The 26,213-nt window shown below is 47.0% G+C and carries 30 protein-coding genes and 1 pseudogene; 15 read left to right on the top strand and 16 right to left on the bottom strand.

Annotated features, from left to right (window positions below; translation table 11 throughout):
* The first annotated feature begins 14 nt into the window (after positions 1-14).
* The gene (gene dut, locus DFP83_RS09765) at positions 15-470 is read left to right on the top strand and encodes a dUTP diphosphatase (RefSeq protein ID WP_110575236.1); all 456 of its coding nucleotides are present in this window, start codon (positions 15-17) and stop codon (positions 468-470) included.
* A 16-nt stretch (positions 471-486) separates the two neighbouring features.
* Complete coding sequence (slmA, locus tag DFP83_RS09760) at positions 487-1,080, top strand: nucleoid occlusion factor SlmA (RefSeq protein ID WP_110575234.1); 594 nt, start codon at positions 487-489, stop codon at positions 1,078-1,080.
* 15 nt (positions 1,081-1,095) lie between these two features.
* Here the strand turns inward: slmA and gpsA are convergent, their stop codons facing one another.
* The 3 genes from gpsA to DFP83_RS09745 all read right to left on the bottom strand — a co-directional run bounded on the left by gpsA (position 1,096) and on the right by DFP83_RS09745 (position 3,122).
* Positions 1,096-2,097 carry an NAD(P)H-dependent glycerol-3-phosphate dehydrogenase gene (gene gpsA, locus DFP83_RS09755; protein ID WP_110575232.1) on the bottom strand — a complete coding sequence of 334 codons (1,002 nt, stop codon included), beginning with the start codon at positions 2,095-2,097 and terminating at the stop codon, positions 1,096-1,098.
* A gap of 16 nt (positions 2,098-2,113) precedes the next feature.
* On the bottom strand, positions 2,114-2,608 hold the full coding sequence (secB, locus tag DFP83_RS09750; RefSeq protein ID WP_110575230.1) for a protein-export chaperone SecB: 495 nt from the start codon (positions 2,606-2,608) through the stop codon (positions 2,114-2,116).
* Positions 2,609-2,690: 82 nt separating this feature from the next.
* The gene (locus DFP83_RS09745; RefSeq protein ID WP_110575228.1) at positions 2,691-3,122 is read right to left on the bottom strand and encodes a rhodanese-like domain-containing protein; all 432 of its coding nucleotides are present in this window, start codon (positions 3,120-3,122) and stop codon (positions 2,691-2,693) included.
* 186 nt (positions 3,123-3,308) lie between these two features.
* Here DFP83_RS09745 and gpmI point away from each other — a divergent pair, with 186 nt between their 5' ends.
* From gpmI to DFP83_RS09730, 3 genes are read left to right on the top strand one after another with little or no spacing between them, the layout of a single operon-like run.
* Entirely contained in the window at positions 3,309-4,841 is a 1,533-nt protein-coding gene (gene gpmI / locus DFP83_RS09740) for a 2,3-bisphosphoglycerate-independent phosphoglycerate mutase (RefSeq protein WP_110575226.1), read from the top strand.
* Positions 4,842-4,844: 3 nt separating this feature from the next.
* Complete coding sequence (locus tag DFP83_RS09735) at positions 4,845-5,987, top strand: murein hydrolase activator EnvC family protein (protein ID WP_110575224.1); 1,143 nt, start codon at positions 4,845-4,847, stop codon at positions 5,985-5,987.
* A gap of 5 nt (positions 5,988-5,992) precedes the next feature.
* Entirely contained in the window at positions 5,993-6,751 is a 759-nt protein-coding gene (locus DFP83_RS09730) for a divergent polysaccharide deacetylase family protein (protein WP_181416402.1), read from the top strand.
* Here the strand turns inward: DFP83_RS09730 and DFP83_RS09725 are convergent.
* The 5 genes from DFP83_RS09725 to ftsY all read right to left on the bottom strand — a co-directional run bounded on the left by DFP83_RS09725 (position 6,713) and on the right by ftsY (position 11,075).
* Complete coding sequence (locus DFP83_RS09725) at positions 6,713-6,970, bottom strand: YkgJ family cysteine cluster protein (protein ID WP_110575222.1); 258 nt, start codon at positions 6,968-6,970, stop codon at positions 6,713-6,715. The genes DFP83_RS09730 and DFP83_RS09725 overlap by 39 nt on opposite strands.
* A gap of 84 nt (positions 6,971-7,054) precedes the next feature.
* Complete coding sequence (gene rpoH / locus DFP83_RS09720; RefSeq protein WP_110575220.1) at positions 7,055-7,915, bottom strand: RNA polymerase sigma factor RpoH; 861 nt, start codon at positions 7,913-7,915, stop codon at positions 7,055-7,057.
* 183 nt (positions 7,916-8,098) lie between these two features.
* A complete protein-coding gene (gene ftsX, locus DFP83_RS09715) occupies positions 8,099-9,091 on the bottom strand; it encodes a permease-like cell division protein FtsX (RefSeq protein WP_110575219.1) in 993 nt (330 codons plus the stop codon).
* Entirely contained in the window at positions 9,088-9,765 is a 678-nt protein-coding gene (gene ftsE, locus DFP83_RS09710; protein ID WP_110575216.1) for a cell division ATP-binding protein FtsE, read from the bottom strand. Before ftsE ends, ftsX begins: the two co-directional genes overlap by 4 nt.
* Before the next feature lie 17 nt (positions 9,766-9,782).
* On the bottom strand, positions 9,783-11,075 hold the full coding sequence (gene ftsY / locus DFP83_RS09705) for a signal recognition particle-docking protein FtsY (protein WP_110575214.1): 1,293 nt from the start codon (positions 11,073-11,075) through the stop codon (positions 9,783-9,785).
* Positions 11,076-11,184: 109 nt separating this feature from the next.
* Here ftsY and rsmD point away from each other — a divergent pair, with 109 nt between their 5' ends.
* Entirely contained in the window at positions 11,185-11,766 is a 582-nt protein-coding gene (gene rsmD, locus DFP83_RS09700; RefSeq protein WP_110575212.1) for a 16S rRNA (guanine(966)-N(2))-methyltransferase RsmD, read from the top strand.
* A gap of 14 nt (positions 11,767-11,780) precedes the next feature.
* Complete coding sequence (locus tag DFP83_RS09695; RefSeq protein ID WP_110575210.1) at positions 11,781-12,059, top strand: DUF1145 domain-containing protein; 279 nt, start codon at positions 11,781-11,783, stop codon at positions 12,057-12,059.
* Here DFP83_RS09695 and DFP83_RS09690 read toward each other — a convergent pair.
* Positions 12,044-12,655, bottom strand: a complete 612-nt coding sequence (locus DFP83_RS09690) for a YjaG family protein (RefSeq protein WP_110575208.1) — start codon at positions 12,653-12,655, stop codon at positions 12,044-12,046. The two genes, DFP83_RS09695 and DFP83_RS09690, sit on opposite strands and share 16 nt — an antisense overlap.
* A gap of 34 nt (positions 12,656-12,689) precedes the next feature.
* Here DFP83_RS09690 and DFP83_RS09685 point away from each other — a divergent pair, with 34 nt between their 5' ends.
* On the top strand, positions 12,690-13,637 hold the full coding sequence (locus DFP83_RS09685) for a threonine/serine dehydratase family protein (protein WP_110575206.1): 948 nt from the start codon (positions 12,690-12,692) through the stop codon (positions 13,635-13,637).
* Here DFP83_RS09685 and DFP83_RS09680 read toward each other — a convergent pair.
* The 4 genes from DFP83_RS09680 to DFP83_RS09665 form a co-directional block, all read right to left on the bottom strand.
* Positions 13,634-14,056, bottom strand: a complete 423-nt coding sequence (locus DFP83_RS09680) for a VOC family protein (RefSeq protein WP_110575204.1) — start codon at positions 14,054-14,056, stop codon at positions 13,634-13,636. The two genes, DFP83_RS09685 and DFP83_RS09680, sit on opposite strands and share 4 nt — an antisense overlap.
* Positions 14,057-14,062: 6 nt before the next feature.
* Positions 14,063-14,290: a hypothetical protein gene (locus DFP83_RS09675; protein WP_110575202.1), complete on the bottom strand. Its 228-nt coding sequence runs from the start codon at positions 14,288-14,290 to the stop codon at positions 14,063-14,065.
* A gap of 183 nt (positions 14,291-14,473) precedes the next feature.
* Entirely contained in the window at positions 14,474-15,646 is a 1,173-nt protein-coding gene (locus DFP83_RS09670; protein ID WP_110575200.1) for a cystathionine gamma-synthase, read from the bottom strand.
* 12 nt (positions 15,647-15,658) lie between these two features.
* Positions 15,659-16,624 (bottom strand): cysteine synthase A, encoded by a 966-nt coding sequence (locus DFP83_RS09665; RefSeq protein WP_110575198.1) that lies wholly within the window; start codon positions 16,622-16,624, stop codon positions 15,659-15,661.
* A gap of 118 nt (positions 16,625-16,742) precedes the next feature.
* On the opposite strand from DFP83_RS09665, the gene ltaE reads away from it, so the two are divergent.
* Positions 16,743-17,756 (top strand): low-specificity L-threonine aldolase, encoded by a 1,014-nt coding sequence (ltaE, locus tag DFP83_RS09660; RefSeq protein ID WP_110575196.1) that lies wholly within the window; start codon positions 16,743-16,745, stop codon positions 17,754-17,756.
* 32 nt (positions 17,757-17,788) lie between these two features.
* Here ltaE and DFP83_RS09655 read toward each other — a convergent pair whose 3' ends face one another.
* The 3 genes and pseudogenes from DFP83_RS09655 to DFP83_RS13745 all read right to left on the bottom strand — a co-directional run.
* A complete protein-coding gene (locus DFP83_RS09655; RefSeq protein WP_241971621.1) occupies positions 17,789-18,496 on the bottom strand; it encodes a DUF5020 family protein in 708 nt (235 codons plus the stop codon).
* Positions 18,497-18,585: 89 nt separating this feature from the next.
* Positions 18,586-18,954: a magnesium chelatase subunit ChlI family protein gene (locus DFP83_RS13750; RefSeq protein WP_275540966.1), complete on the bottom strand. Its 369-nt coding sequence runs from the start codon at positions 18,952-18,954 to the stop codon at positions 18,586-18,588.
* Positions 18,952-19,257, bottom strand: a pseudogene (locus DFP83_RS13745) (ATP-binding protein); the annotation flags it as partial. The gene DFP83_RS13750 and the pseudogene DFP83_RS13745, both read right to left, overlap by 3 nt.
* A gap of 460 nt (positions 19,258-19,717) precedes the next feature.
* Between DFP83_RS13745 and DFP83_RS09645 the strand changes: the two are divergent.
* From DFP83_RS09645 to DFP83_RS13805, 6 genes are all read left to right on the top strand, one after another.
* Positions 19,718-20,443, top strand: a complete 726-nt coding sequence (locus DFP83_RS09645) for a hypothetical protein (protein ID WP_110575190.1) — start codon at positions 19,718-19,720, stop codon at positions 20,441-20,443.
* A gap of 340 nt (positions 20,444-20,783) precedes the next feature.
* Positions 20,784-22,139 carry a hypothetical protein gene (locus tag DFP83_RS09640; RefSeq protein WP_110575188.1) on the top strand — a complete coding sequence of 452 codons (1,356 nt, stop codon included), beginning with the start codon at positions 20,784-20,786 and terminating at the stop codon, positions 22,137-22,139.
* A 105-nt stretch (positions 22,140-22,244) separates the two neighbouring features.
* Entirely contained in the window at positions 22,245-22,913 is a 669-nt protein-coding gene (locus DFP83_RS09635; protein ID WP_110575186.1) for a TnsA endonuclease N-terminal domain-containing protein, read from the top strand.
* Positions 22,900-24,828, top strand: coding sequence for a Mu transposase C-terminal domain-containing protein (locus DFP83_RS09630; protein ID WP_110575184.1), 1,929 nt, complete (start codon positions 22,900-22,902; stop codon positions 24,826-24,828). The genes DFP83_RS09635 and DFP83_RS09630 overlap by 14 nt, the downstream gene beginning before the upstream one ends.
* A gap of 7 nt (positions 24,829-24,835) precedes the next feature.
* Entirely contained in the window at positions 24,836-25,726 is an 891-nt protein-coding gene (locus DFP83_RS09625; protein WP_110575182.1) for a TniB family NTP-binding protein, read from the top strand.
* Entirely contained in the window at positions 25,681-26,139 is a 459-nt protein-coding gene (locus DFP83_RS13805; protein WP_110575181.1) for a TniQ family protein, read from the top strand. Before DFP83_RS09625 ends, DFP83_RS13805 begins: the two co-directional genes overlap by 46 nt.
* Positions 26,140-26,213: the final 74 nt, after the last annotated feature.

Genomic DNA, 26,213 nt, shown 5'->3' with positions numbered 1-26,213 from the left:
GGAACCGAATCACTATGACCTCGGTAGAAGTCAAAATACTTAACCCAAAGATTGGTAACGATATTCCGCTTCCTACATATGCCACACAGGGTTCAGCGGGTATGGATTTACGTGCCTGCCTTGACGCACCACTGACGATAGGTGCAGGGGAAACGCAATTAATCGGTACGGGTATAGCCATGCATATTGGCGATCCTGGTTACGCAGCAACATTATTGCCTCGCTCTGGTCTAGGTCACAAACATGGAATCGTGCTAGGCAATTTAGTCGGACTGATTGACTCTGATTACCAAGGTGAACTCAAGGTATCTGTATGGAACCGGAGCCATCAGGATTACGTTATCGAGCCAGGCGATCGTATCGCACAGCTGGTTATCGTACCCGTGATTCAGGCACAACTGGCGATCGTTGATGAGTTTGCCGCAAGTGACCGTGGCGAAGGCGGATTTGGCCATTCTGGTAAGCAATAACTAATTGGATAACGCGATGACACAACAAAAAAGAAACCGTCGTGAAGAGATTCTACAAGCCCTTGCCGCAATGTTGGAAACCAGCCCAGGGCAACGAATTACGACAGCCAAATTAGCAGCGAATCTCGGCGTATCGGAAGCCGCCCTTTATCGTCATTTCCCATCAAAGGCGAGGATGTTTGAGGGGCTCATTGAGTTTGTTGAGGATACATTGCTCAGCCGCATCAATCTCATTATGAACGAAGAAAAAGACACGTTAACGCGCTGTCAAACGATACTAAAGTTAGTGCTTACTTTCGCCGAGAGAAACCCGGGAATAACCCGTGTGATTTCAGGTGATGCGTTGATGGGTGAACACGATAGATTACGCCATCGGATCGAAGATTTATTTAACCGTATTGAATCGCAACTAAAACAAGTATTGCGCGAGAAAGCATTGCGTGAGCAAAAACGTTTTGCGGTCGAAGAAGGTGTTTTAGCCAATCTGTTGTTATCTTTTGCCGATGGCAAGATAAGCCAATTTGTTCGTTCAGACTTTAAACGTCTACCAACAGAACATTTCGAGCAACAGTGGCAACTTATTGAACAACAACTACTGGCTGCTTCATAGCAGCCAGTTCGTCAATCACTCATTTTTCTTAGCACGGCTTAGTAAAGCGATGGCGGCTTCTTCAGGTGCCTTACCTTCATACAGCACTTTGTAAATCTGCTCACAAATGGGCATTTCGCAGGCTTCTCGGTGGGCTAACGAAACAACCTCTCGCGTATTACGGTAACCCTCAACGGCTTGCCCAATCGATGCCAACGCTTCATCGACTGATTTACCTTCGCCAAGTGCAAGTCCAAAACGACGGTTGCGAGACTGGTTATCCGTACACGTGAGGATCAAGTCACCTAATCCGGCCATGCCAGTGAACGTCTCGCTTTTGGCGCCCAATTTAAGACCTAACCGTGTTAATTCAGCTAAGCCTCGTGTGATCAATGCAGTTCTTGCATTCGCACCAAAGCCAATACCGTCAGCCATGCCTGCACCAATCGCGATAACATTTTTCACAGCACCGCCAAGTTGAACACCAATGAAGTCATCGTTCGTGTACACTCGGAATGACCGCTCACAATGGAGCATCTCAGAGAGCTCGTCGACAAACGCTTGATCCGTTGACGACATCGAAATGGCCGTAGGTAGCCCCTTCGCCATTTCGATTGCAAAGGTGGGTCCAGACAGAACAGCGAGCGCATGGGTATTACCCAGCACATCTTCGGCGACTTCATATAACAAGCGCCCGGTCTCAGGCTCAAGCCCTTTTGTCGCCCACGCCACACGTGCTTGCGGCTCGACCATCGGCTTGATGGTTTTTAAAATATCGGCAAAGGCATGGCTCGGTACCACCACAACGACATTTTTTACGCCGCGAACAGCTTCGTTGAGGTCGGCAGTGACCGCTAAACTCTCGGGAAACTTACAGCCTGGGAGGTAATGGGCGTTTTCGCGGTGCTCTCGCATCGCCGCAACTTGGATTTCGTCGCGTCCCCAAAGTAACGTGTTTACCCCTTTTCGGGCAAAACAAATAGCAAGGGCGGTGCCATAAGACCCCGCCCCTAAAATCGCAACTTCTGCTTGCTTCATGTTAAGCAACCAGTCCTTACGCGTCAGCTTGCTGTTGTTGCGCTTGCTGCTGCTGGATGTGTTGCGCGAAAATAGCGTCAAAGTTAACTGGCGCTAAGTTTAGCTGTGGGAACGTTGCACGGTTAACCAAACTTGCAACACACTCACGTGCATATGGGAACAAGATGTTCGGGCAGAAAGAACCCAGTGTATGAGCCAACTGGCCTTCTTGTACTTCGTCACCGATAGTAAAGATACCTGCTTGATGAACTTCACAAAGGAAAGCGACTTCTTCGCCTACTTTGTTTGTTGCAGTTAGCGTCAATACAACTTCATAAACATTGTCTTCAAGCTTTTCATGCTTAACGTTCATGTCTAGTTTTAGGTCAGGCTTCCACTCTTTACGGAATACTGAAGGTGAGTTAGGCGCTTCAAAAGAAACGTCTTTAGTGTAAACACGTTGGATAGCAAACTGCGGTTGTTGTTGTTGGTTTTCTGCAGTTGCGCCATTTGCTTGCTGTTCGTCAGCCATGATGATACTTCCTATTAAAACGTTGGTTGTTCACTAAACTAAGTTGTCGATTGACGACTTTAGCTAAATTTTTAATTAAAAACTACTTTCCTGTTGCAATGGGTAACTTATCATTACGCCAAGCATTCATGCCACCCGCCAGGACCGCGACTTGATTAAAGCCTTGTTCTTGTAAGCTTTTAGCGACCGAGATCGCAGTATGTCCAGTGTTGCATACCAATACTATGGGGGCATCCTTAAACTTTTCAATAGCATGCACTTTTTTGTCTTTAATCTGCTGTTGTGGCAACGATTTTGCGCCGCTCACGTGACCCTTACGGTATTCATCTGCAGAGCGAATATCAACAAAAATACCGTCTTCACGGTTAGTCCATATAATCGCTTGTTGCGCTTGTAACTGCTTGATACCTTGCATGGTCGAGCGAATAGTTACAATGATTAGCGCGAGCAATAGAACAATCCACAGTCCGCTCATGAATGGATTATTTGCTACAAATGTCATTAGTTGTTGCATGCTAACTCGTTTAGTTATTCGGTTGATGGTAGTCCCTCGCACGTCGAGGGCATGTCCTTTTCGAGGGTCAAAGTATACCCTCTGAACGCGCAACTACCAATAGCAAATCGAGTGGATGCGAAATAGACAGAAATCCAGTAAACTGGGCAAAATATATTTTTGCTTTCAAGCGCATAGGTAGTCGATATGGCACATGATAAAAAACCGTTGGTTTTGATGATCTTAGATGGCTGGGGATATCGCGACTCAGCTCCTGACAACGCAATCACCGCAGCGAACACGCCGGTTATGGATCGGTTGTGGGAAGAATATCCGCACTGTTTGGTCGATGGTTCTGGTGGCGCCGTCGGTCTACCCGATGGGCAAATGGGCAACTCTGAAGTGGGTCATGTCAACTTAGGCGCTGGTCGCGTGGTTTATCAAGACTTTACTCGAATTTCGCAAAGTATCAAAACAGGCGAATTCTTTAGCAATCCTGTGCTAACAGAGCAAGTTGAAAAGGCGGTCGAAAAGAACGCTGCCGTACACATCATGGGATTACTTTCTGCTGGTGGTGTTCACAGCCATGAAGAACATTTAATGGCAATGGTCGAGCTGGCTCAGCAAAAAGGTGCGCAGCGCATTTATGTTCATGGCTTCCTTGATGGTCGCGACACCCCACCCAAGTCAGCGCGTCCGTCCATTGAAAAGTTTGAAGCGTTATTTGAGCGTTTGGGTGTGGGTCGTTTTGCCTCGTTATCAGGTCGCTTTTTTGCGATGGACCGCGACAACCGTTGGGAGCGTATCGAAAGCGCCTTTAACGCGGTATACCACGGTCGTGCTGAACACCAAGCCAACAATGCACCGAATGCACTTGCCGACGCCTATGAGCGGGGTGAATCTGACGAGTTTGTCAGTCCGGTAGTGATTGGTGAGCCGGTAGCGATCGAGGACGGTGACGCAGTATTTTTCATGAACTTCCGCGCCGACCGCGCACGTGAAATGACGCGCGCGTTTATTGACAACGAACTGGATACCTTTGAACGTGGGATTCGTAAGCAACTCAGTGGCTTTGTCATGTTGACCCAGTACGCTGATGAGTTTGATACGCCATGTGCGTTCCCGCCAGTTAAACTTAATAATGTGCTGGGTGAATGGTTGGCCAAACACAACAAAACCCAGTTACGTATTTCAGAAACTGAGAAGTATGCGCACGTCACCTTTTTCTTTAGTGGCGGACGCGAAGATGAGTTTGAGGGCGAGCAACGCACACTGATCCCATCCCCCAAAGTTAAAACCTATGACTTGCAACCTGAAATGAGTTCAGAGCAACTCACCGATGCAATCGTCGACGCTGTCGAGCATCAACAGTACGACGTCATTATTTGTAACTATCCAAATGGTGACATGGTGGGCCACACGGGTAACTTTGATGCCGCGGTAAAGGCCTGTGAGGCGGTTGACCATTCGGTGGGACGCGTAGTCGAGGCATTACAGAAAGTGGGTGGTGAGTGTCTTATTACTGCTGACCACGGTAACGCTGAACAAATGAGTGACCCCAATACAGGGCAGGCGCACACCGCACACACCAGTGAATTAGTTCCGTTTATTTACGTAGGACGTCAAGCCACACCTCGCGATGGGATACTGTCAGACGTGGCACCGACCATATTGCATCTGATGGGGCTTGAGCAGCCAGACGAAATGACAGGCAAAACACTGATGCAGTTGGGCAATTAAACGATGTTTAAGCGCCTTGCGTGCGCCGCTGTTGTTGTCGCCCTGCAATTTGCGCCGGTTGCTTATAGTCAGCAACCGACCGAACAAACACGGGCAGAAAAGCAGGCGGAACTAAAAGCGATTCAAGCTGAGATCGAATCTCGGCTTGAAGCGCTTGAGTCGCGCAAACAAGCACTGACATCAAGCCAACAAGCACTCAAGACCCTTGAGCTTCGCACAGCTAAACTCGCTGAAGCACTGCAAAAGACACGCGAACGACTACAGCAGCTTGCCGACGAGATTAAAGCCAATGAGGTGGAGCAAGCGCGTTTAGAAGAGGATATCCGCAGTCAGCTCAATGCGCTCAAAGACCAAGTAATAGCTGCCTACGCAAATGGTCAATATGATTACCTCAAACTGCTGTTAAACCAACAAAAAGCTTCGTCATTAGAGCGACAGCTGACTTACTATAAATACCTCAACGACGCACGTATTGAAGCGATTGAGACTCTTAAGCAGACCCAAGCTGAGCTTGAGCACGTTAAGCGCACCTTACAAACTCAGTACCAACAGCAAACTCAATTACGTACCGAGCAAACATCGCAGCAGGCCGCACTTAAAGAACAGCAACAAAAGCAAGAACAAGCCATTGCCACGTTGCGTAGTGAGCAACGTACTGAAGAAGAAAAAATTACTGAACTGCGCAGCAGCCAAGCCGAGCTAGAACAAGTCATTGCGGCAATCGAAGAGGCGTTAAGCGACCGCATTGAGCTAGTTGGGTTAAAGCCGATTAAGGCGAGTTTGCGATGGCCGACCAACGGCAAAGTACAGCGTTTGTTTGGTGAGCGACGTGAGGGCCCGATTCGTTGGAAAGGTGTACTAATTGATGGTGACCAAGGTCAAAGCATTCGCAGTATTGCCGACGGCCGAGTGGTGTTTGCAGATTGGTTAAGAGGCTTTGGTCTTGTCATTGTGATTGATCATGGCGAAGGCTATATGAGCCTGTACGGCTACAATCAAGTCATCTTTAAAAACGTTGGCGAAGAAGTGCAGCAAAACGAAGAAATCGCCTTGATGGGTCAAAGTGGTGCGCAAAACTCACCTGCTCTGTATTTTGAGATTCGTTTTAAAGGCCAACCTGAAAACCCAACCCAGTGGATCCGCTAGCCACCATGAACCGATTTCTGCTCGCATTAGTGATTGCCCTCAGTCTCGTAACTCACGTAGCGGCTGCTGATAAAATCGCCATTATCATTGACGATATTGGTAATCACCCCGAGGACTTGGCCGCAGCAGAACTCCCTGGTGATGTGACTTTTGCCGTATTGCCCTTTACCCCTTACGGTCGAGCGTTTGCGTTAAAGGCTCATCATCAGGGCAAACAAATTATGGCTCATGTGCCGATGCAGGCGTTGGCTGGTAACGCCCTCGGATTAGGCGCGCTAACCGCAGATATGTCGAGTGCGGAAATAAAGCTCAAACTGCGGCAGGTGTTGGACGACATTCCTTATGTCGCAGGCATTAATAATCATATGGGGAGTCAACTAACACAGTTGACGCAACCGATGCAGGCGGTCATGGAGTCACTAAGAAATCATGATTTATACTTTATCGATAGCCGCACAACCGAGTATACCGTCGCCGAGCAAATCGCTCATCGTTATCAAGTGCCTGTCGCACGGCGACATGTCTTTATCGATAATGAGACAAATAAACAGTATCTCAGCCAGCAGTTCGATGAGTTAATTCGACTCGCGCGCCAACAGGGCACTGCGATTGCTATCGGACATCCTTATCCTGAAACCATCGCGTTTCTAAAGCAGCGCCTCAGCACGCTTGAACAAGAGGGTATTCAACTTGTGTTTGCATCTGAATTGACAGTGACGAGCGAGCTAAGCATCCCCAGTGGCTTGCTCGAGACGCGTCAATAGGATCAGCGCTTGCTCGCGGTTATCGCCGCAAACATCGTGAGTGGCATCAAAGCTCGAGCAGACTCTTGGCCTACGAGGGTCGCCAAATAAGCGGCACAGGTTATTTTCATCCAATTGAACACAACGCTCACCCGCCTTTTTACCATTCGGCATACCGGGTATAGGCGAGCTAATGGACGGTGCGATACAGCAGGCGCCACACCCCATACGACAGTCCATAAACATCTCCGATAAAAGTAATCAGCACATAGAAACGAAAAAGGCGCTACTCAAGTAGCGCCTTTCTGCAAAACCAATCGATGATTACGACATCGCTGCACGCAGCTTTTTCATAGCGTTCTGTTCAAGCTGGCGAACACGTTCAGCGGACACTTCATATTTCGCTGCCAAATCATGCAGTGTCGACTTGCTGTCTGACAACCAGCGTGACTGAACGATATCCTGACTACGCTCATCCAACTCACCCATCGCTGAAAATAGCTTTTTCTGAGTGTGCGCTTCGTAGTCTTCCGCCTCGATTTCTTCAGCAAGGTCTGAGCGTTTATCCTCAAGGTACATTGCAGGCGAATACGTCGAGCCCTCTTTCGAGTCATCGTCATCTGAACTTAATTCGAAGGCTTGGTCATGTGCGCTCATGCGCGCTTCCATTTCCATCACCTCTTTGGTTGAAACACCGAGCTCTTTTGCAACGGTTTCAACTTCGTCTTGGTTGAACCAACCGAGACGTTTTTTCATTTTACGTAAGTTAAAGAACAACTTACGCTGCGCTTTAGTTGTTGCGACTTTGACAACACGCCAATTACGCAATACATATTCGTGAATCTCTGCCTTAATCCAATGCACAGCAAATGAAACAAGGCGTACACCCACTTCAGGGTTAAAGCGTTTAACGGCTTTCATCAGGCCGATGTTACCTTCTTGAATCAAATCCGCTTGCGGCAGGCCGTAACCAGAGTAGCCACGGGCAATGTGCACGACAAAACGTAGATGCGACATGATTAACTCTTTTGCGGCATCTAAGTCTTTATCTTCCTGCAAACGTTTTGCGAGCGCTTTTTCTTTCTCTGCGCTCAGCATTGGAATGCGGTTGACTGACTGAATGTAACCGTCAAGACCCCCGCCCTGAGGGACCGATAAAGCCATGGTTTTTAATTCAGTGCTCATTTAACAACCTCTAATTACTCACTACATGTATCGACTAGCATAGCCTACGCGTATGACCGTTTTTTTACACGCAAGTTCCGTTTAACGCAACGCTTTCTATAGCTTTGAAAGCGAAAAAACTATCGCCAAGAATCTCAGTATAACGCGCATGTTTGTCAACGCAAGTGTTGCGATCGTTTTCGATCATGCATCGGGTTCGATGCTCTTTATGTGCTTCCGCACCGCTAAAAAGCTGCCCACTAATCCGAGCGCAACCGCTACAAGCCACACCATTAACATTTCGCCGACTGTCAAACCAGCAAGCGCAAACTGCGACTGATATAACTCCGTCACATCTGTTACGGCCGAGCCAATCCACCAGATCAACAATTGCGTCGCGAGCCACGCAATCACACCGCCCGCAACGCCGTACCAAACCCCCGTATATAAGAACGGACGTTGAATAAAGGCATCAGTCGCGCCGACCAGTTTCATGATCACGATCTCATCGCGTTTACTTAAGATATTAAGACGAATGGTATTACTCACGATCAGGATGACAGAGATGCACAACAGTAAGGCAAGCGCCGCCAATACATCTTGGATCAGATCAACGATGGCTTGTAGTCGCGTAAGCCAGTCGACATCAAGTTTACCCATTTGCACTTCGCGCGCTTGCGATAATTCATCAAGCAACGCTTGAGCACGTGTTGGAGTGCGTGCTTGCTCGGCCGGAGTGACAACTAAAACATCCGGCAATGGATTACTGTCAAAGTAATCAAGCGTTTCACCGAAACCCGAAGTCGCTTTAAATTGTTCAAACCCTTGTTGCTTGGTTATCCACTGCACCGCCTCGACATCGTTGCGAATGCTAATCTGCTGCTTGAGTGTAGCGACCGATTGTTCACTCGCATCGGTACGAAGAAACAAAGAAATTTCGGATGCCTGTTGCCACTGATCCGCGATTTGTGTGGTATTTTTCACCATGACATACAAAGCGCTGGGTAATGTTAAGCTGAGACCGAGCACTGCAACCGTCATTAAGCTCGCGATCGGGTTGCGCCATAGTTCGCCTAAACTACTCACTGCTTGCTGAAGATGATGAACTGGGACCATCAACAGCCGACGCCATAGCGGTAAGCCTTTTTGCTGCTGAGCGCCCTTTTCGACAACTCGATTACGGAACAATAGGCTCATGCCGGTTGCTCCTCTAAGCCATCGTTAATTAAACGTCCCTCTTTTAACGTCAGCGTGCGGTATTTTAAGCGCGCAATTAAACCCAAATCGTGAGTCGCTATCAGCACCGACACCCCCACTTGATTGAATTCTTCAAACAACCGGATAATGTCCATCGATAACTTGGGATCCAGATTACCCGTAGGTTCATCAGCTAATAGCAGTGGTGGTTTAGTTACAATCGCGCGTGCGATACCCACACGCTGCTGTTCGCCCCCCGAAAGCATCATCGGAAAATGACGATACTTATCGGCTAGCCCTACTTTTTCTAGCGCTGCTAGGACCCGTTTACGTGCCTCTTGTACGCTATAACCCTCGATAATAAGCGGCAACGCGACGTTATCGAATACCGATTTATCCATCAGTAATCGGTGGTCCTGAAATATCATACCGATATCACGTCGGACAAAAGGCACCTGTTTGGGCTTAATTGTATTCAGATCATGACCATTGATGCGTACTCGACCCGCAGTCGGTCGCTCCATCACGCTGATTAATTTGAGCAAGGTACTTTTGCCGGCCCCCGAGTGACCCGTAAGAAATGCCATTTCTCCAGGTGCTACGTGAAAATCAACGTGACTGAGGGCTTGGTGGCCCCCAGAATAGGTTTTACTGACTTGCTCGAAGCGGATCATAGTGTCTTAGCGTTGCTCTATTCTTGCTCTAGCTTACGGTCAAATAACGCTTGAATAAAGTCTCGCGCGATAAATGGTCGTAAATCGTCAAGTTGCTCACCCACACCAATGTAGCGAATTGGGATCTTAAACTCATCAGCTACGGCGAAGATGACGCCCCCTTTTGCGGTGCCATCCAACTTCGTCATCACGATACCTGTCACACCCACTGCCTCGGTGAACAATTTAGCTTGCGAGATGGCATTCTGACCTGTACCGGCATCTAATGTCAGCATCACTTCATGGGGCGCTTCAGGATCTTGCTTTTTCATCACCCGGACAATTTTTTTCAGCTCTTCCATGAGATTGGATTTATTCTGCAAACGTCCCGCAGTGTCCGCAATGAGCACGTCGATACCACGTGCTTTAGCCGCCTGCATAGCATCAAATAATACCGATGCACTGTCCGAACCTGTTTGTTGAGCAATGACTGGGATTTCATTACGTTCGCCCCAGATCTGTAACTGTTCTACGGCAGCAGCACGGAACGTGTCGCCCGCCGCTAACATGACCGATTTACCCTCGCGCTTGAACTGCTTGGCGAGTTTACCAATGGTGGTCGTTTTACCCACGCCATTGACTCCGGTCATTAAAATGACGTAAGGCGTCTTAGTGCTATCAATAGCCAACGGCTTGTCTACGGGTTCGAGTAAGGCTTCCATCTGCTCTTGCAGTAATTCATAAAGCGCCTCAGCATCTTTAAGCTGCTTACGATCCGCTTGCTGTGTCAGGTTATCGATAATTTTAGTGGTCGTTTTAACACCAAGGTCCGCCATCAGTAGCTGCGTCTCGAGCTCCTCAAAAAGATCGTCATCAATCTTTTTACCCTTAAAGACGCCAAACAAGCCCGAACCAATACTGCCCGATGTGCGTTTCAGCCCTTCGGTCAGGCGTGCCCAAAGACCTTTTTTCTTGGTCGGTTCAGCAGGCTGCTCAGCAACAGGTGCAGCCGCTGGCGTCGGCTCGTCTTCGCGTTCAGTTATCTCAGCCGCGTGTATATCATGTGCCGACTCAGGGGCCTCCTCGTCAGCTTTTGGCTCATCCTCAACCGCTTCTACGACCTTAGCTTCAGGTTGCTTAGGAGGCTCTGGCTGAATCTCAGGTAAGGGTTTGCCAGCAGCGGAATCGGCAGTCACCTGCGCACAGTCTTCAGCCGCATCAACCGCACGTTGCGCAGGCGCCTGCTGCTGTTGCTCGTCCTGTTTTACTTCTTTCTCATCTTGCTTCGACGATTTATTCCGCCGAAACATGGAAAACAAACCTTTTGCCATAATTGAATACCTTGGAACTGCGACCATTAAATCGTTAAACTAGCCATAGTTTACCACGCTGTGGCGAAACTGACGACGCACCGACATAATTAAGCAGGCCGATTATATTGTGAAGAAACAAAACAACAAGAGAACAGGTGAGTTGCGACTGATTGCAGGTCAGTGGCGCGGACGCAAGTTACCCATACTCAGTGCTGAAGGGCTTCGCCCCACCACCGACCGTGTGCGCGAAACGCTGTTTAATTGGTTGCAGTTTGATATTCACGGCGCACGGGTTGTTGATTTATTTGCGGGCAGCGGCGGGCTCGGTTTTGAGGCAGCTTCCCGTGGCGCAGCGCATGTTAACCTCATTGAACTCGATAAAACGGCCGCTAAGCAACTACGTGATAACGTCAGCCGCTTGTCCGCAAACAATGTTGAGGTAGTACAACACAGCGCGCTTGATTGGTTAAACGCAACAACAGCTCCACAGCCGGCAATCGATATTGTCTTCGTCGATCCACCCTTTAGTAAGTCGCTGGTATCGCCGGCGCTCGAAGCGCTTAAGAAAAACGGTTGGCTACATGCTGAGTCACTGATTTATGTCGAAAGTGAGCGCAACCTGCCAATCGACGTGTTGACAGGATTCAATATCCTCAAAGAAAAACATCATGGTCAAGTCAGCTTTAGACTGCTGACACCATCAACTTAAGAGATAACACATTCATGACTATTATTTTACTTCTTGGTAAGGCTATCTTCGCGATCATTTGGCTCGCTTTACTCGCATTGCTATCTGGATTGGTCGTTGAGATGAGTACGCAAGCTTATGGGCTGATTGCGATGCTGCTGGGTGTTTTAGTGATCATGCACCTGTTACTGCTTGGGATTTTTGTCGCCACCATGAAAAGCCAACTCCCGTGGAAAAAGGGAGATGGCTGGCAAATACTTATTTTTGGGATTTTTGGCTGGCTAACGATCTACGCACGTCAATCTGACGACTGATCGACCTCAAGGCCGATGTTGGAGATGCCTTCATCGGCTACCATTTGTTTGAGCTGATTGACCAATGCTTTGGTCACCGTCGGTTGTGCCTCGAGATAAGTCAGCATTGCCTGCTGCATCTCCACTTCGTATTGATACAGCTCGTGTTGATTGACCGCTTCTCGCAACTGTTCAGCCGGCACTTCATCAACGATATTAAGCTCAATAAATTTCGCCACAGACGCTTGCGAGACTTTAGCGACATCAACAAAATTCTTGGCGTCTTTATCCAGTATGCCTTGAAGCAACGTGCTTATCGCGGTACATGCATCCATTGCAGGATAGACACCTAGCATGTCATGACCATACTCGCTGGGGGTTACTTCATCGACTTTTTCTTGCCATCGCTCAGCGTTCAACTTGCTATGTTTTGGATTGGCGTGACGATCCCATAACGCGTTCAAGGCTCCGCGTAGCGGTTTGAGTTCACCGAATCCCGTGAGTTGATGAAAGAATTCATAATTTGGCAGCATCCGCTCGCACAGATACAATGCAAACAATGATTGTTTCTCGGTTTCCATCGCGCGTATGCGTTGGAACGTATTTAGTTGACCCACAAGCAATCCTCGTTTTCGCTGAAGGACCCGTATTATGCCTAAAATAAGCTTGCCTCGCTACGATGACATTATATTAGCCGCAGAACGATTGCAGGGTTTTATCACTCACACGCCGGTGCTGACTAACACAGAGATTAATGAGGCACTGGGCTGTGAGATCTTCTTTAAGTGTGAAAACCTGCAAAAGTCAGGGGCATTTAAATATCGGGGCGCCAGCAATGCGTTGTTAGCACTTGCTGAGCATGAGCGTAAAGCCGGTGTTTTTACCGTTTCATCAGGTAACCATGGCGCAGCGCTTGGTTACGCTGGGGCACGCTTAGGTGTTTCGGTCACCGTCGCAGTGCCAAGCAATGCGCCAGCCATTAAACGCAACAATATTGAAGCCAGCGGAGCCACAATCGTTACCATTGAGCCAGGTATGGAAGCACGCGAGCAGTTCGCCACGCAACGAGCCGAAACCGGTGAGCAGTTTATTCCCCCTTACGATCATCCCGATATTATCGCTGGACAAGGTACAGCAACCTTAGAATTACTGAAGCAAGTTGACAACTTAGATGCAGTAATAACGCCATTAGGTGGTGGCGGTTTGTTGGCAGGGGCGTGCTTAGCCGCTCAGGATATTAAAGTCTTTGGTGCTGAACCCGCACTGGCTAATGATGGATTTGAATCGCTACAAAGCGGCATACGCCAACCGGCGAAACCGCCGCGCAGTATTTGCGATGGCTTGCTGACGCAATTGGGGGCACTCAATTTCGAGATTTTACAGCGGCATCTCAGCGGATTATTCGTCGTCGAAGACCGTGACACAAAAGCTGCGCTTGAGGTTATCTGGCAGCGCCTTAAAATCATTGTAGAGCCGTCGTCAGCAATTGCTCTAGCGGCGCTCAAACAGGAGCAAACGAAGTTCGCGGGTAAACGTGTGGGGATTATATTAAGTGGCGGCAATATTGCGGCTGAGCCGAGTCAGCCGCTGCAGGTTTAAGTCGCGAAGATGTCGTCATCGTTTTTAAACGTTTTGAACTCTAGCGCATTGCCGCAGTAATCGTAAAAGAACATTGTGCCTTGCTCGCCAGGTTTACCCTGAAAGCGGATGTAAGGCTCAATAACAAACTCAATGTCAGACTCTGCTATCTTACGCGCAACTTCATCCCAATCTTCGCGTAGCAACACGACCCCAAAATGAGGTACGGGCACGTTGTGGCCGTCGACACCGCTGTGATTTTTCACACCCGCTATTTCGGGCGCTACATGCGTAACAAATTGATGACCAAAAAAGTTCCAATCGATCCATTCGTCACTACTACGACCCTGTTCGAGTCCCAAAATATGACCGTAGAATCGACGCGCGTTATCCAGTGACTTTACAGGTAAGGCTAAATGAAATGGGCGTACTGCTGACATCGGTGTTTACATCCGTGCTTGAGGTTCGTGCATCGATTGACGCATCGCTGGCGAACGTTTCCACATGCGGTGACCAATCGCTGCGAGCAACAGGCCCCAATTGAGTGGGGGAATAAACCCTGCAGTCAGAACCGCTAATAAACTCCAAAGGGGTTTAGATTGATACTGACCGACTAAGCCGTAAAACAATAACGCGGCTACGAGTCCCTGAAGTAACAGTAGGCTCAATAGCATAATTATTTCCTTCTTTAGCGAACATTTTTATCACTGCAAATCGCAGTTTTTTGTTATTCCTAAGCCTACTCAATTATGACGAAACTGTAAAATAATGTATAAGTCTTTGATTTAAATATAAAAAAACCGGTCAGATGACCGGTTTTAAAGTTGTATAACTTTGTTTTTAATCGATAAGATCGTTTAGAACGCGTTTAGAGCCGCATCAAGATCGGCTTTAAGATCATCCAGATCTTCAATACCCACCGACACGCGAACAAAGTTGTCTAAGATGCCAAGCTTCTCGCGATTTTCTTTAGGGACTGACGCGTGCGTCATGATCGCTGGGTGTTCGATTAATGATTCAACCCCACCTAAACTCTCAGCAAGCGCAAAGATTTCAACTGACTCCAGGAATTTACGAGCAGCCGCTAAATCGCCTTTCAATAGAATTGAGATCATACCGCCAAAACCAGACATCTGCCGTTTAGCAAGCTCATGTTGTGGGTGGCTTTCAAGCCCTGGGTAGATCACTTTCTCAACTTTCGGATGTTGTTCAAGCCATTGCGCCAACTCAAGCGCTGCTTCGTTGTGATGACGCATACGCAACGCGAGGGTTTTCACTCCGCGTAGCGCCAGATACGAGTCAAAAGGACCCGCAACAGCACCTACCGAGTTTTGCAAAAACAGCATCTGTTCGACTAGGTCTTGGTTATCACCCACAACGGCGATACCACCCACCATATCGGAGTGACCATTTAAATACTTAGTCGCCGAGTGCATAACGATATCAGCGCCGAGCTCAATCGGACGTTGATTGAAAGGCGTCGCAAAGGTGTTATCAACTACCACGATGATGTCTGGGTTGTGTGCCTTTGCAGTTTTCACAATGGCTTCAATATCAACCAGTTTCAACATCGGGTTGCTTGGCGTTTCAACCCAGATCATGCGTGTTTCTGAAGTCATCGCTTGCTTGACTTGCTCAATATCGGCAAGGTCAACGTAGGAGAACTTAAGTCCTGCTGAACGCCCGCGTACCTTATCAAACAAGCGGAAGCTACCGCCGTATAAGTCGTCCATAGCGACAACGTGGTCGCCACTATCAAGCAACTCTAAGATTGTTGAGGTCGCCGCCATGCCGGAAGCAAACGCAAGACCTTGTGTGCCACCTTCCAAATTAGCGACAGCGCGCTCCCATGCGAAACGCGTTGGATTATGCGAACGAGAATACTCAAAGCCTTTGTGCTCACCCGGACTCTCTTGCGCATAGGTTGAACTGGTAAAAATCGGAGGCATAACAGCCCCAGTAACCGGCTCAGGTGACTGACCACCATGAATGGTGCGTGTCGCAAATTTCATTGGTTTATTTGATGCCATTATTACAACTCCTTACAGCAAATTATTTTCACGCATCCACTCATCGTTGAATAATTTCGATAAGTAGCGGTTACCCGTATCACATGCAAGTGTGACGACTTGCTTCTTCTCTGTTTGATCTTGGCAATAACGGACTGCTGCTGCGATCAAGGTACCGCTCGATGAGCCGACCATCACACCCTCTTTCTCAAGCACCTGACGTGCCATCTGCATACCTTCTTTATCCGAAATCGCGTAGGCTTTGTTGGCTAATTCGATCTCACAAATTTTCGGGACAAAGTCTTCACCAATCCCCTCAGCCAACCAACTACCGGCTTCGACATGCTCGCCACGGTTAACCAGCGGCTCAAGAATAGAGCCCGCCGGATCGGCAAGCACGAGATCAACGTCCGATTTTTGCTCACGCAAGTATCGACCAATCCCGGTTAAGGTACCGCCTGAGCCAACACCGCACACAAAAGCGTCAATCTCGCCATTTGTTTGTTGCCAGATTTCAGGACCCGTACTCTTGTAGTGCGCTTCGACGTTGGCGGGGTTCTCAAATTGGTTTACGTAGAACCAACCGTTCTCTTCTGCTAACCGTGCGGCCATATCTTGGTAGTACTCAGGGTGACCTTTTTGTACGTCTGAGCGAGTCTGTTTGACCGTCGCACCCATTGCACGCAAATTATTTACTTTCTCTTGGCTCATTTTATCAGGCATCACGATCATCAGTGGGTAGCCCTTGCTCGCCGCAACTAACGCCAGACCTAAACCTGTGTTACCTGCAGTCGCCTCAATAATCGTATCGCCAGGCTTTAATTTTCCGTCCCGCTCGGCAGCATTGATCATCTCAACGGCGATGCGGTCTTTGATAGACCCACCCGGGTTTTGCAGCTCTAACTTGAGATACAAGTCACAGGGACCTGTATCAATGTTATTCACCTTTACCAACGGCGTGTTGCCAATCATTTCCAATACGTTGTCATATACTTTCATATCGCGTCGCTTTTTCTCATCTGTTCAATGTTGTTCATTATCCCTATACTTTGACCACTTAACAACCACCGCCTTAGAACGCTTTGTTCAATACAATAACTAGTTAAGCGAGACCAAAATGGATTTAAGAAGCGATACAGTGACCCAGCCAACATCAGCGATGCGTGATGCGATGATACGTGCTGATGTGGGTGACGATGTGTATGGTGAAGATGCCACAATTAACGCGTTAGAACAGCGTGTTGCGCGTTGGTTAGGAAAGGAAGCGGCACTGTTCTGTAGTTCAGGGACACAAAGCAATTTACTGGGTTTATTGAGTCATTGTCGTAATGGTGAAGAATATATCGTCGGTCAGGAGTATCACACGTACCGCTATGAAGCGGGCGGCGCTGCTGTGCTGGGTGGTATTGTACCGCAAACCATCGAGGTCGAAGCCGATGGTACTCTGTCGCTAGACACCATTGCCGAACGCATTAAGCCAAACGACCCACACTTTCCAATTACCCGCTTACTTGCGTTTGAAAACACCCATGCCGGCCACGTGATCTCTCAAGATTACTTTATCCGAGCGCGAACCCTCGCTGAACAGCACGGATTACGCATGCACCTCGACGGTGCCCGATTAGTTAACGCTATGGCAGCAACACAATTGACGGCCGCAGAGCTCGCTGAACCATTTGATTCTGTTTCTGTATGCTGCTCGAAAGGTTTAGGTGCTCCGGTGGGGTCACTACTTGCTGGTTCGGCTGACTATATTGCCCGTGCTCGACGTTGGCGTAAGATGGTCGGTGGCGGTATGCGTCAAGCGGGTATTTTAGCCGCTGCTATTAATTATGCATTAGATCATCACATTGAACGTATTCGCGACGATCACGATAATGCTCAGTGGCTTGCCAACGCCCTCAAAGCACGCTGCGAGCACTCCGATATCGTGGTCAGTGAAGCTCGCACTAACATGGTGTATTTAACTTTACCTTCGCTTGAACTCGCTCAATCTCTAAAGCACTTTATGGAGCCACATCATATAAAAATTGGCGCAGCGAAGAAATTGCGTTTAGTCACGCATTTAGACATTTCTCGAGACGATCTAGAACGTTTTGTTGCGCTTTTTGAAGACTTTTTGAAAAGCTAACACGGTTGCTAAACCGCTAGAGTTAAGTGGCACTAAAAGTGCCACTTAACCAGTAAATTCGGGTTATGTTCGTTGACGCCATCAATATAGAATTTGTTGCGCCAATACACATATTCAACACCTACGTATAGAGGTGAATCGATATTTAAGTAGGGTGCTAAATCGAGTTTGAGTTGAGAAGTAAAGTTAAGGTTGGCGGGACCTACACCTGAAATCCCTGATGCATAATCAATAAAGCCATCATACAACCATTGCGTATTCGCGATGCTAAAGCGTGCTCCCCAAGATGCCGTTAACTGATAGTTATTAGGTAAACCGTCGTTGTTACGTTTATAGGCATCTAGCTCTAAAAAGTCGAACCCGGGTGCATCGAACGCAACACCAAGACCGTACAAATAGTGGGTAAAGCCATCGCCGACTTCCGCCGTACCTGACGCGCTAATATTCTTAACCCATGTATCCTCAAACTCGACAACGTAGTACTCGGGCGATAGCTCAATATAGGTTTCCTTAAATCCATCACTCGATTCTAACCGATCAGCAAAGCTAAATAGCTTGCCCCAGTCATAGCCGGCGACATACTCAAAGGTCAAAACCTGTCGATCCGGGTCACCAACTTCGTATTGATGGCCATTTAGGTAAGTCAAACTGGCGTCTGACCAGTATTGTTCCGCAGAAGCGTTGGCCGAGGTCAAACTCAACAACACCAAGCTACTGATTGAGATAAGGCTGCGCGGCATAGTACTTATTTCCATTCTGGTTAAATCTGGTTAAAAATAAGCCGCGGATTATGCCAACATCAGCCAATAAAGTACATTTCTCCCGTCCCTTATAATTTTTTCAATTGTTCTAACAAACGGTCCAGTGCGCGATAACTTAATGCCTCCGCAAGGTGACGCCGACCCACCGAGGTTGCCTCATCAAGATCGGCTATCGTGCGAGCAAGCCGTAACGTTCGATAGAATGCACGATGTGACAATCCCAACTTTTCGACCACTTCTACCAGGAAAGCATGATCGGTTTTGCTTAATTGACTATGCTCTAACACCGCTTGTGTTGCCAGCTCGCCATTTAAACACCCTTGTCGCTCTCGTTGTTTAGCATGACACACCGCAACTTGATTACGAATTTGAGGTGACGTAGGTGCCGGCTTATGCTGAGCATCAAGCTGACGAAGTGACTCTGTTTCTCTTGGCACTTCAACTTGCAGATCGATTCTATCAAGCAATGGTCCTGACAATTTGTTTAGGTATTTTAGTATTTGATCGGGCGTTGAACGACAACTATCAAGCGTCCCGTCAAACTGCCCGCAAGGAGAAGGATTAAGCGCCGCAATCAGCTGAAATTGAGCCGGATAAGTCGTTTGGTATCCCGCTCGGCTTATGGTGACCTCGCCCGCTTGTAATGGCTCACGCAATGAATCAAGGACATAGCGCGAAAACTCTGCCAGCTCATCAAGAAACAACACGCCTTGGTGAGCGAGGCTGGCTTCACCGGGTTTAGGTGGTGAACCATGTCAGTTCGCAAATTAAATTCTACGGAAAAACCATAAATCAATAACTTAGGAATAGTTTTCGCAAAATACCCATTTGTTGCGTTCGCAAAATAAACCCTACCAACATTGATTTTTCGCATAATAAGAACTTCTAATCAGGTAACCTCGAAGAGCTACTTAAATAGCTTGTAAGAATATTTGCTATTGCCACCGAAGCCACTCGTGAAATGTTGACAAATGTGACCAACCAAGGCTCGAGCTAATTAATATCAACGCCTCTTAGGTAAGTTCTCGCTGTATGTAGCCATAATTTGAAATTATTTTCTTAAAAGGGCTAATCCTCAAAAGGTGAACACTAAATAAGAGGGCGTAGAGATTTTTTCTGCGTCTTTTTGGATTTTTTATAAATAAGAGAGTACCCGCCGATTTCGCGGTACCATTAACAAATAACTAGAGGGTTTTCCTAATGGAAGTAACGATTAGAAAAGGCGTCTTACGCCATACAACCGACTTTTTCAAACATAGTATACTCTGCCGCCCAACCTTAACGACGCAGGCACGCAAGCTCGCTCTAAAACGCTATTGCAATAGAACAAATTTCGAGACCAGTGCAGTACAACGTGTGCTTGAAGTTGTCCATGGCGCCACATGGATATACGACAGTTACGGTCTGAGTAAGCCATACACGCACCATTTGAAAAGCAACCCGCTATTTTCACCGAGCTTGGATGACATCTGGAGCGACAGCATCAGTATTAGTTTCGGTGGCCGCAGCATTGCTGCTGAGCGTTTAGCTGGCGAGAGTGGTCGATTAAAGGCCTTGCCAGAATCGCCAGCGGCGCTTGTGATATCTCAATCCATTCACGGTGACGTATTTGCCATTATTTTTCCACCAAGCTCTGAACAGACCGAGACAGAAAAAGCGTATTATGCAGTACGTCGTTGGGATTGTCCGGCCGACATCAAGCAGCGTCACTTAGTCAAGCTGCTGGAGATGACAGCCAGAGCCGATGTTTTCTTAAGTGCTAATAGGGCTTTTAATAAAAAGGGCGCAAGCTTACTGGCCGATCTGAGTGCTATTGATAACTTTTATGCCAAACCACTGGTGCGTTGGCAAGACAGAGTGCTGAAATGGTTTCTTAAACTGGTTGGTGCCGGTATCCGCGCAGTTAAAAAGGCACTATGGGGCTAACTTAGCGTTGAGCAAACCCGATTATGTGTTCCCACCCATCGACATAATAATCAAAGTAGCGTCCGTGGTGTGCATGTGACACGGTAGCATTACGGAACGCGGCTTGGCAGGTAGCCACCATTATTCGAGCAGACGCGTAGAGCAGAATATTGGAGTCGTCATTAGCGCGAAGTACTCTTGCATGGTCGCTACAACACAGACCTAGGAGTCATCTTAGTATTCCCGAGGAATTGCTCAACAAAGTGATGGTGGTTTTCCTCCAGCGCGGTAAAGATAGAAGTGGATTTAGGGGGCAGTTGCGCAACATACTGCTAATAACAACTATAAATCAGGGCGAGAAATGAGTAATTCTTTATTCCGGAAAGATGCATACGGCTTGTATCACTATTTCGAGCAGATTATCGAGATACGTAATGATATTTTAAATTTGAATCATGCACGAGCCCAAGAAATAGTCACAAGTAAAGGCCTGGCAGCAGTTACGGATGAGGAAATCGAGTTTTACAAGACATATATACATGAATCAGTTCACTTTATTGACTCTACCTCGACTCTCTGGGGGATGGAGTATACCTGTCGCTTGTACAACTGCTTTAATAGCAACAACTCAAAGGAAGCTATCGAAGTTTTTCTCGTTAATGACTCTGAAATAGAACAGCACGCTCACTCAAGAATCCCAACCACTACCGCTTTCATAGAATATCGTACGATGCGCTCGATACTGTCTTATAATCCGAGATACGGAGCTTATATAAATTTCAAGTATTACAGTCATGACGGCAATAGGTTCTCGGAAGTGTTCTCAACCCCTCTTACAATGCTTGCTCTATTAGAAGGTCATGCCTATGCTCAGGAATTGTTAACCGCACTAGCCCTTTTTAAATCAAAAGATGACCCTATCAGTACCCATTTGTTGAAAAAAGAGTATGAGAAGACGTTAATTGACACAGCGTTATCAGAATATACCTGCATTCTCTCATTTACCGAGCAGCTTTTTGATGTTTATAAATTTGAAGAGAGACTATCTATCGTGGTGTTAGCCTGCAGGTTTGTGCTTGACTTACCCGATCTGTTCCCTTTCCCACAAGCATATATAGATTCATGCTTTAGCAATAACACCGATGAACAAATCATAAGCGCATTCAAGATGGAGCTAAACAGAGGGATGAACCGTTCCTCGCTTGTTGCAATAATACTGATCTTATTGCATTGCAGCTTGGAGGCTAAACCGATAAACACCTCCTCCTATGAATTTTCGACAGAGCTCGAGAACCGGATATTTGAGCTGTTTGCGAAAGAGGGAGAAAGTGTCGAGAGCTGCAAACAAACGTTCAAAACTCTTCATGACATCAGTTACGAGACCAGCCTGAACTTACTACATGAAAAAGGAGCTGAATTAGCATATTTGTCAGCTTTAGCTAATAAGGATAGAGACTGGCTTAGTTTCAACCCAACTGAAGTAGCCTTACCTTGCGTCTTGTTGACGACAGGAGAGTTCTTAAGTGCCAATCATGAGCTTGATTATGACATCAAAAAACTCGTTTTTTCCGACGATGAAAAAGCCAGCGAGCTAACAAAAAGACTTAAACAAGAAAAAGTTCGAAAACCACATTTAAGACCGACAGTCTGTCATGACTGGCTGAAAAAAATCGAATCAGGAGAGATAGGAGTTCATTACTACCCTGAGGACTTTTAGTTTGTAAGTTGCATGCTGTCTAGTGCTACCTGAAAACGTCAATCTTGGCAACTACCTGAAGTCCTGCTATGTTAAATCAATATTCGCACAATAGCCGCTACTATCATGAACTTCAAAACGCCGGTACGAAAAATCAAGCCTACGCGCAGAAGCGTATCTGGCTACTTTTCATTCCGAGGTAAAGAGCCTATCCCATACGAGTCAACCCTCGAACGCGACTTCGTTATGCGAATGGATTATGACCGCTCTGTAGAGCGAGTTGTCTCGCAGCCTGCTCGCTTATTCTATATCGATGCAAATGGCATAGAGCGCCGGTATACGCCAGATTATCTGGTTTACTTCACTAACCCTATGCGCAAACCATTACTGGTAGAAGTTAAAGAGAAGCAAGAGCTGGAAAGTGACTTCCATAAGCTGCGTTATAAGTTCTCTGCAGCATTCGCATTTGCAAAGAAAAACGGATGGATCTTTAAAATCTATGATGAACGACGTATCAGAAGCGACATACTTGAGAACCTTCAGTTACTTAGAAGCTTCGCCAGCCGAAAAGTAAATACTGCCATAGTAAATGAAGTTAGAAACGACTTAGAGAGCATGCCTCTTCCGATTTCAGTACAAAATTTTACTCAGAGGTTTAACTCAGAGCGAGGAGCGCCTGGTATCCGGAAGAACGATATTTGGCGATTAGCCTTGGACCATTTACTAGAACTAGATTTATCTGAGCCGCTATCTGAGGAAACCGCTATCGTCGGAGTTAATCATGGCAGCTTCTAATGGACATCAGTTAAAAAGACGCCGATTTAAATTAACGCCAGGCGCCTCAGTTATCATGGATGGTGATGAGTACCTGGTAAAAGAAATACTCAACGAAAAAGAATGCATCGTCAAAAATATTACCTCAAATACGGCCGATATCGTTGCAATTAGTAAACTCATCGAGCATGCCACGACAGTTACATCTGATTTAATACCTGCTGAGTCCGATTTAGATGACATTTCAAAGGCCGACTACCGAATAGCGAAAGACAGGCTCGAAGCTATCAAACCTTTACTAGAACTCGATCAGCCAAGGAAAAGTGATGTCCGTTTACGTGCCGCTGAGGTTGATTGCCACTATACGACACTCTACGACTGGCTCAGGGCTTATCAATCAACTAAAGCCCTTACCAGCCTTATTCCAAAACGGCGGGGGTGGAAATACAACCGTAAGCGGCTCGACAATGACGTTAACGCCATAGTTGAGCACTATATTGAGAACCTTTACCTGACGATAAAGCAGCCAAGTCCTAAAAAGGTTTATTCCGAAATCAAAAGTGCCTGCATTAAAGCCGGACTAACACCACCTCACCAATCCACTATTTACCGGCGTATTGACAGGATCCCAGAAGAAAAACGCTTACGCGGTAGAGGCCGGATTGAAGAGGCAAACAACCGCTTTTCAATAAAAGCAGGCAAGTTCCCGGGCGCCAATACTATCCTGAGTGTTGTGCAAATTGATCATACGTCTGTGGATCTAATTGTAGTCGACGAGGATACCCGCCAGAGTATTAAAAGAGTCTGGATTACCGTAGCGATTGACGTATTCTCCAGAGTTATTACAGGCATATATCTCTCATTGGACGCGCCGAGCTTAACATCCGTAGCCATGTGCATATCTCATTCAATACTGCCCAAAGATAAATGGCTAAAGTATGTTGGTATTGAAGGTGAATGGAATGTCTGGGGTTACCCGAAAAAGATACACACCGACAACGGCGCAGACTTTCGCTCTATTAACCTATCAGACGCCTGTGCCAGCAACGGGATTGACATTGAGTTTAGACCAGTTAAGAAACCTAATTTTGGTGGGCATGTCGAACGTTACCTGGGCACTTTCGCCAAAAAAATAGCAGAGTTGGACGGAAAAACGTTTAACCGTAGCAATAAACGGGAAACTTACGATCCTGAAAAACACGCTAATATGACGATAGATGAAATTGAGAAATGGCTGGTGAACGCAATTATTGAATATCACCATACACCGCACAGCTCAATTGGCGTCGCGCCGGTAACTCAATGGAAAATGGGTATAGAAGGCGGGTCTGGAATTATGGCGGCAGGATTGCCGGAGGTCCCTGATGATCCTTTAACACTCGAGCTCGACTTCTTGCCCAAAGCGCTACGAAGCATATCGGGACAAGGTGTAGTCTGGGACAATATTCATTATTTTTCGGATGGCATACGCCATTTGATTGGTCACAGAGATAGTAATGGTAAGAGTCTCAAGTATATCGTTCGGCGCGACCCCAGAGACATTAGGAAAGTATGGGTTTACGACCCGTTCCAGAGGTTATATCACGAAGTCCCTTATGCTGACCCAACACACCCATACACCAATAAATGGGAGCTTGATGAGGCCAAGCGCTACCTGAAGTCTCTCGACGATAAAACGTTTAACGAAAGCGCCATTTTCCGCGCCATAGAAAATATGCGAGAGATAGAAGAGCAGGCAAGAACGAAGACCAAAAAAGCGCGTCGCAATAAAGAAGCTCATGCACGACGGAAAAAGCAGGCTTCTCCTGCGAAGATATATACTGATAAAGTCACGAATAACAAAAACGGCTCAACAGACCCTGTGGTTAATAATGAAACCCGTGGTACAGACGATGATATTTGGGGGGCAGATATTGAGGGGTTTGAGATAGAGTGAAGGCCACATGGACGAATTAAAGCATATTGATAAAAAGTATCGTCAGGTAGCACTTCTACCGGATGAAGAGCGCATCGCCTTCATACAACAAAAACGATGGATAGGATACCCAGTAGCGCTCAATGCTATTCAAGAATTGAAAGCCCTTATGGAGCAGCCAACACAACAACGAATGCGCTCAGCATTGCTTATTGGTGACTCCAACAACGGCAAATCGTCCATCATAGAAAAGTTTTGTGAAGCGCATGGACAACCCGTTGTTAATGAAGATGAAATACTTAACAAGCCGGTTCTCGTAACTGAAGTATCAGCTCCGAAAGTCAAAGATATCTACATTTCTATTCTGGAAGAGTTTTGGGCTCCATTTAAAACGACCCAAACTGAAAGCCAGTTACGGGCGCAGTCCTTTGAGCTGATGCGGGTTTGTGGCGTAAAAATGCTTATTTTGGATGAATTTCACACGCTCCTGGCCGGGACGGCCCAAAAGCGAACTAACGCCTTAGCTGAGTTAAAAATGATATCGAATAAGCTCAAAATTCCTATTGTCGGTGTAGGCACAAAAGATGCGCTGTCAGTTATCAGAAACGACCCTCAGCTACAAAGTCGTTTTTGGGTAATGGAATTACCCCTTTGGAAACCCAATACGGACTTTGCTCGATTATTATCAAGCTTTGAAAAAGCTCTTCCTCTGAAACATAAATCCAATTTAGCAAGTAAAGAAATAGGTGAACGCATTCACACGATATCAGGCGGAAACTTAGGTAATGTACACGAATTGCTGAAAATTTGTGCAATTGAAGCTATACATAATGGTAGGGATAAAATCGATCTCGACATTGTGGAGTCCTTTTCATGGTTTACTCCAACGAGAGGGCAAAGAGCAATCAAGCTCACCTAAGGCGGTGGCCGGTATATATCGCTCCTTTTGACGACGAGCTGTTATCGTCGTGGTTGATAAGGGTAAGCTTCGACCATTTCACTGCCCCATTAATACTTACGTCATACCTTTGGGGCAACTGGCGAGCCTGGACATTCGATTTAGATAGAGAACTTTCTGTTGCCAGGCTTAACAAGCTAAGTGCATGTTCCGGCATATCGGTGAGTCAGCTGCAACGAATGTCACTGCGCTCAACAATAGAAAAGATTTCTCGCACCAATTTAATACAGCAGTCGATGTGGCCGTGGGTCGTCGCAAGACACACGAGAAACCGTAATACATACCGCTACCAACCATTTTGTCCCAAATGCCTAAAAAGCGATTCAGAGCCTTACTTTCGGCGCACATGGAGGTGTAACTATCCCGTAAAATAATACAGCTCACTCGTAGAATTTCTTTTAAACTAAAACAAAGGAGTTTTACGATGAGCAAACGAATGACTGAAAGC

The sequence above is a fragment of the Idiomarina fontislapidosi genome (assembly GCF_003226255.1).
In the GTDB taxonomy this organism is placed as follows: domain Bacteria; phylum Pseudomonadota; class Gammaproteobacteria; order Enterobacterales; family Alteromonadaceae; genus Idiomarina; species Idiomarina fontislapidosi.
This window is presented reverse-complemented; position numbering and strand designations above follow the sequence as displayed.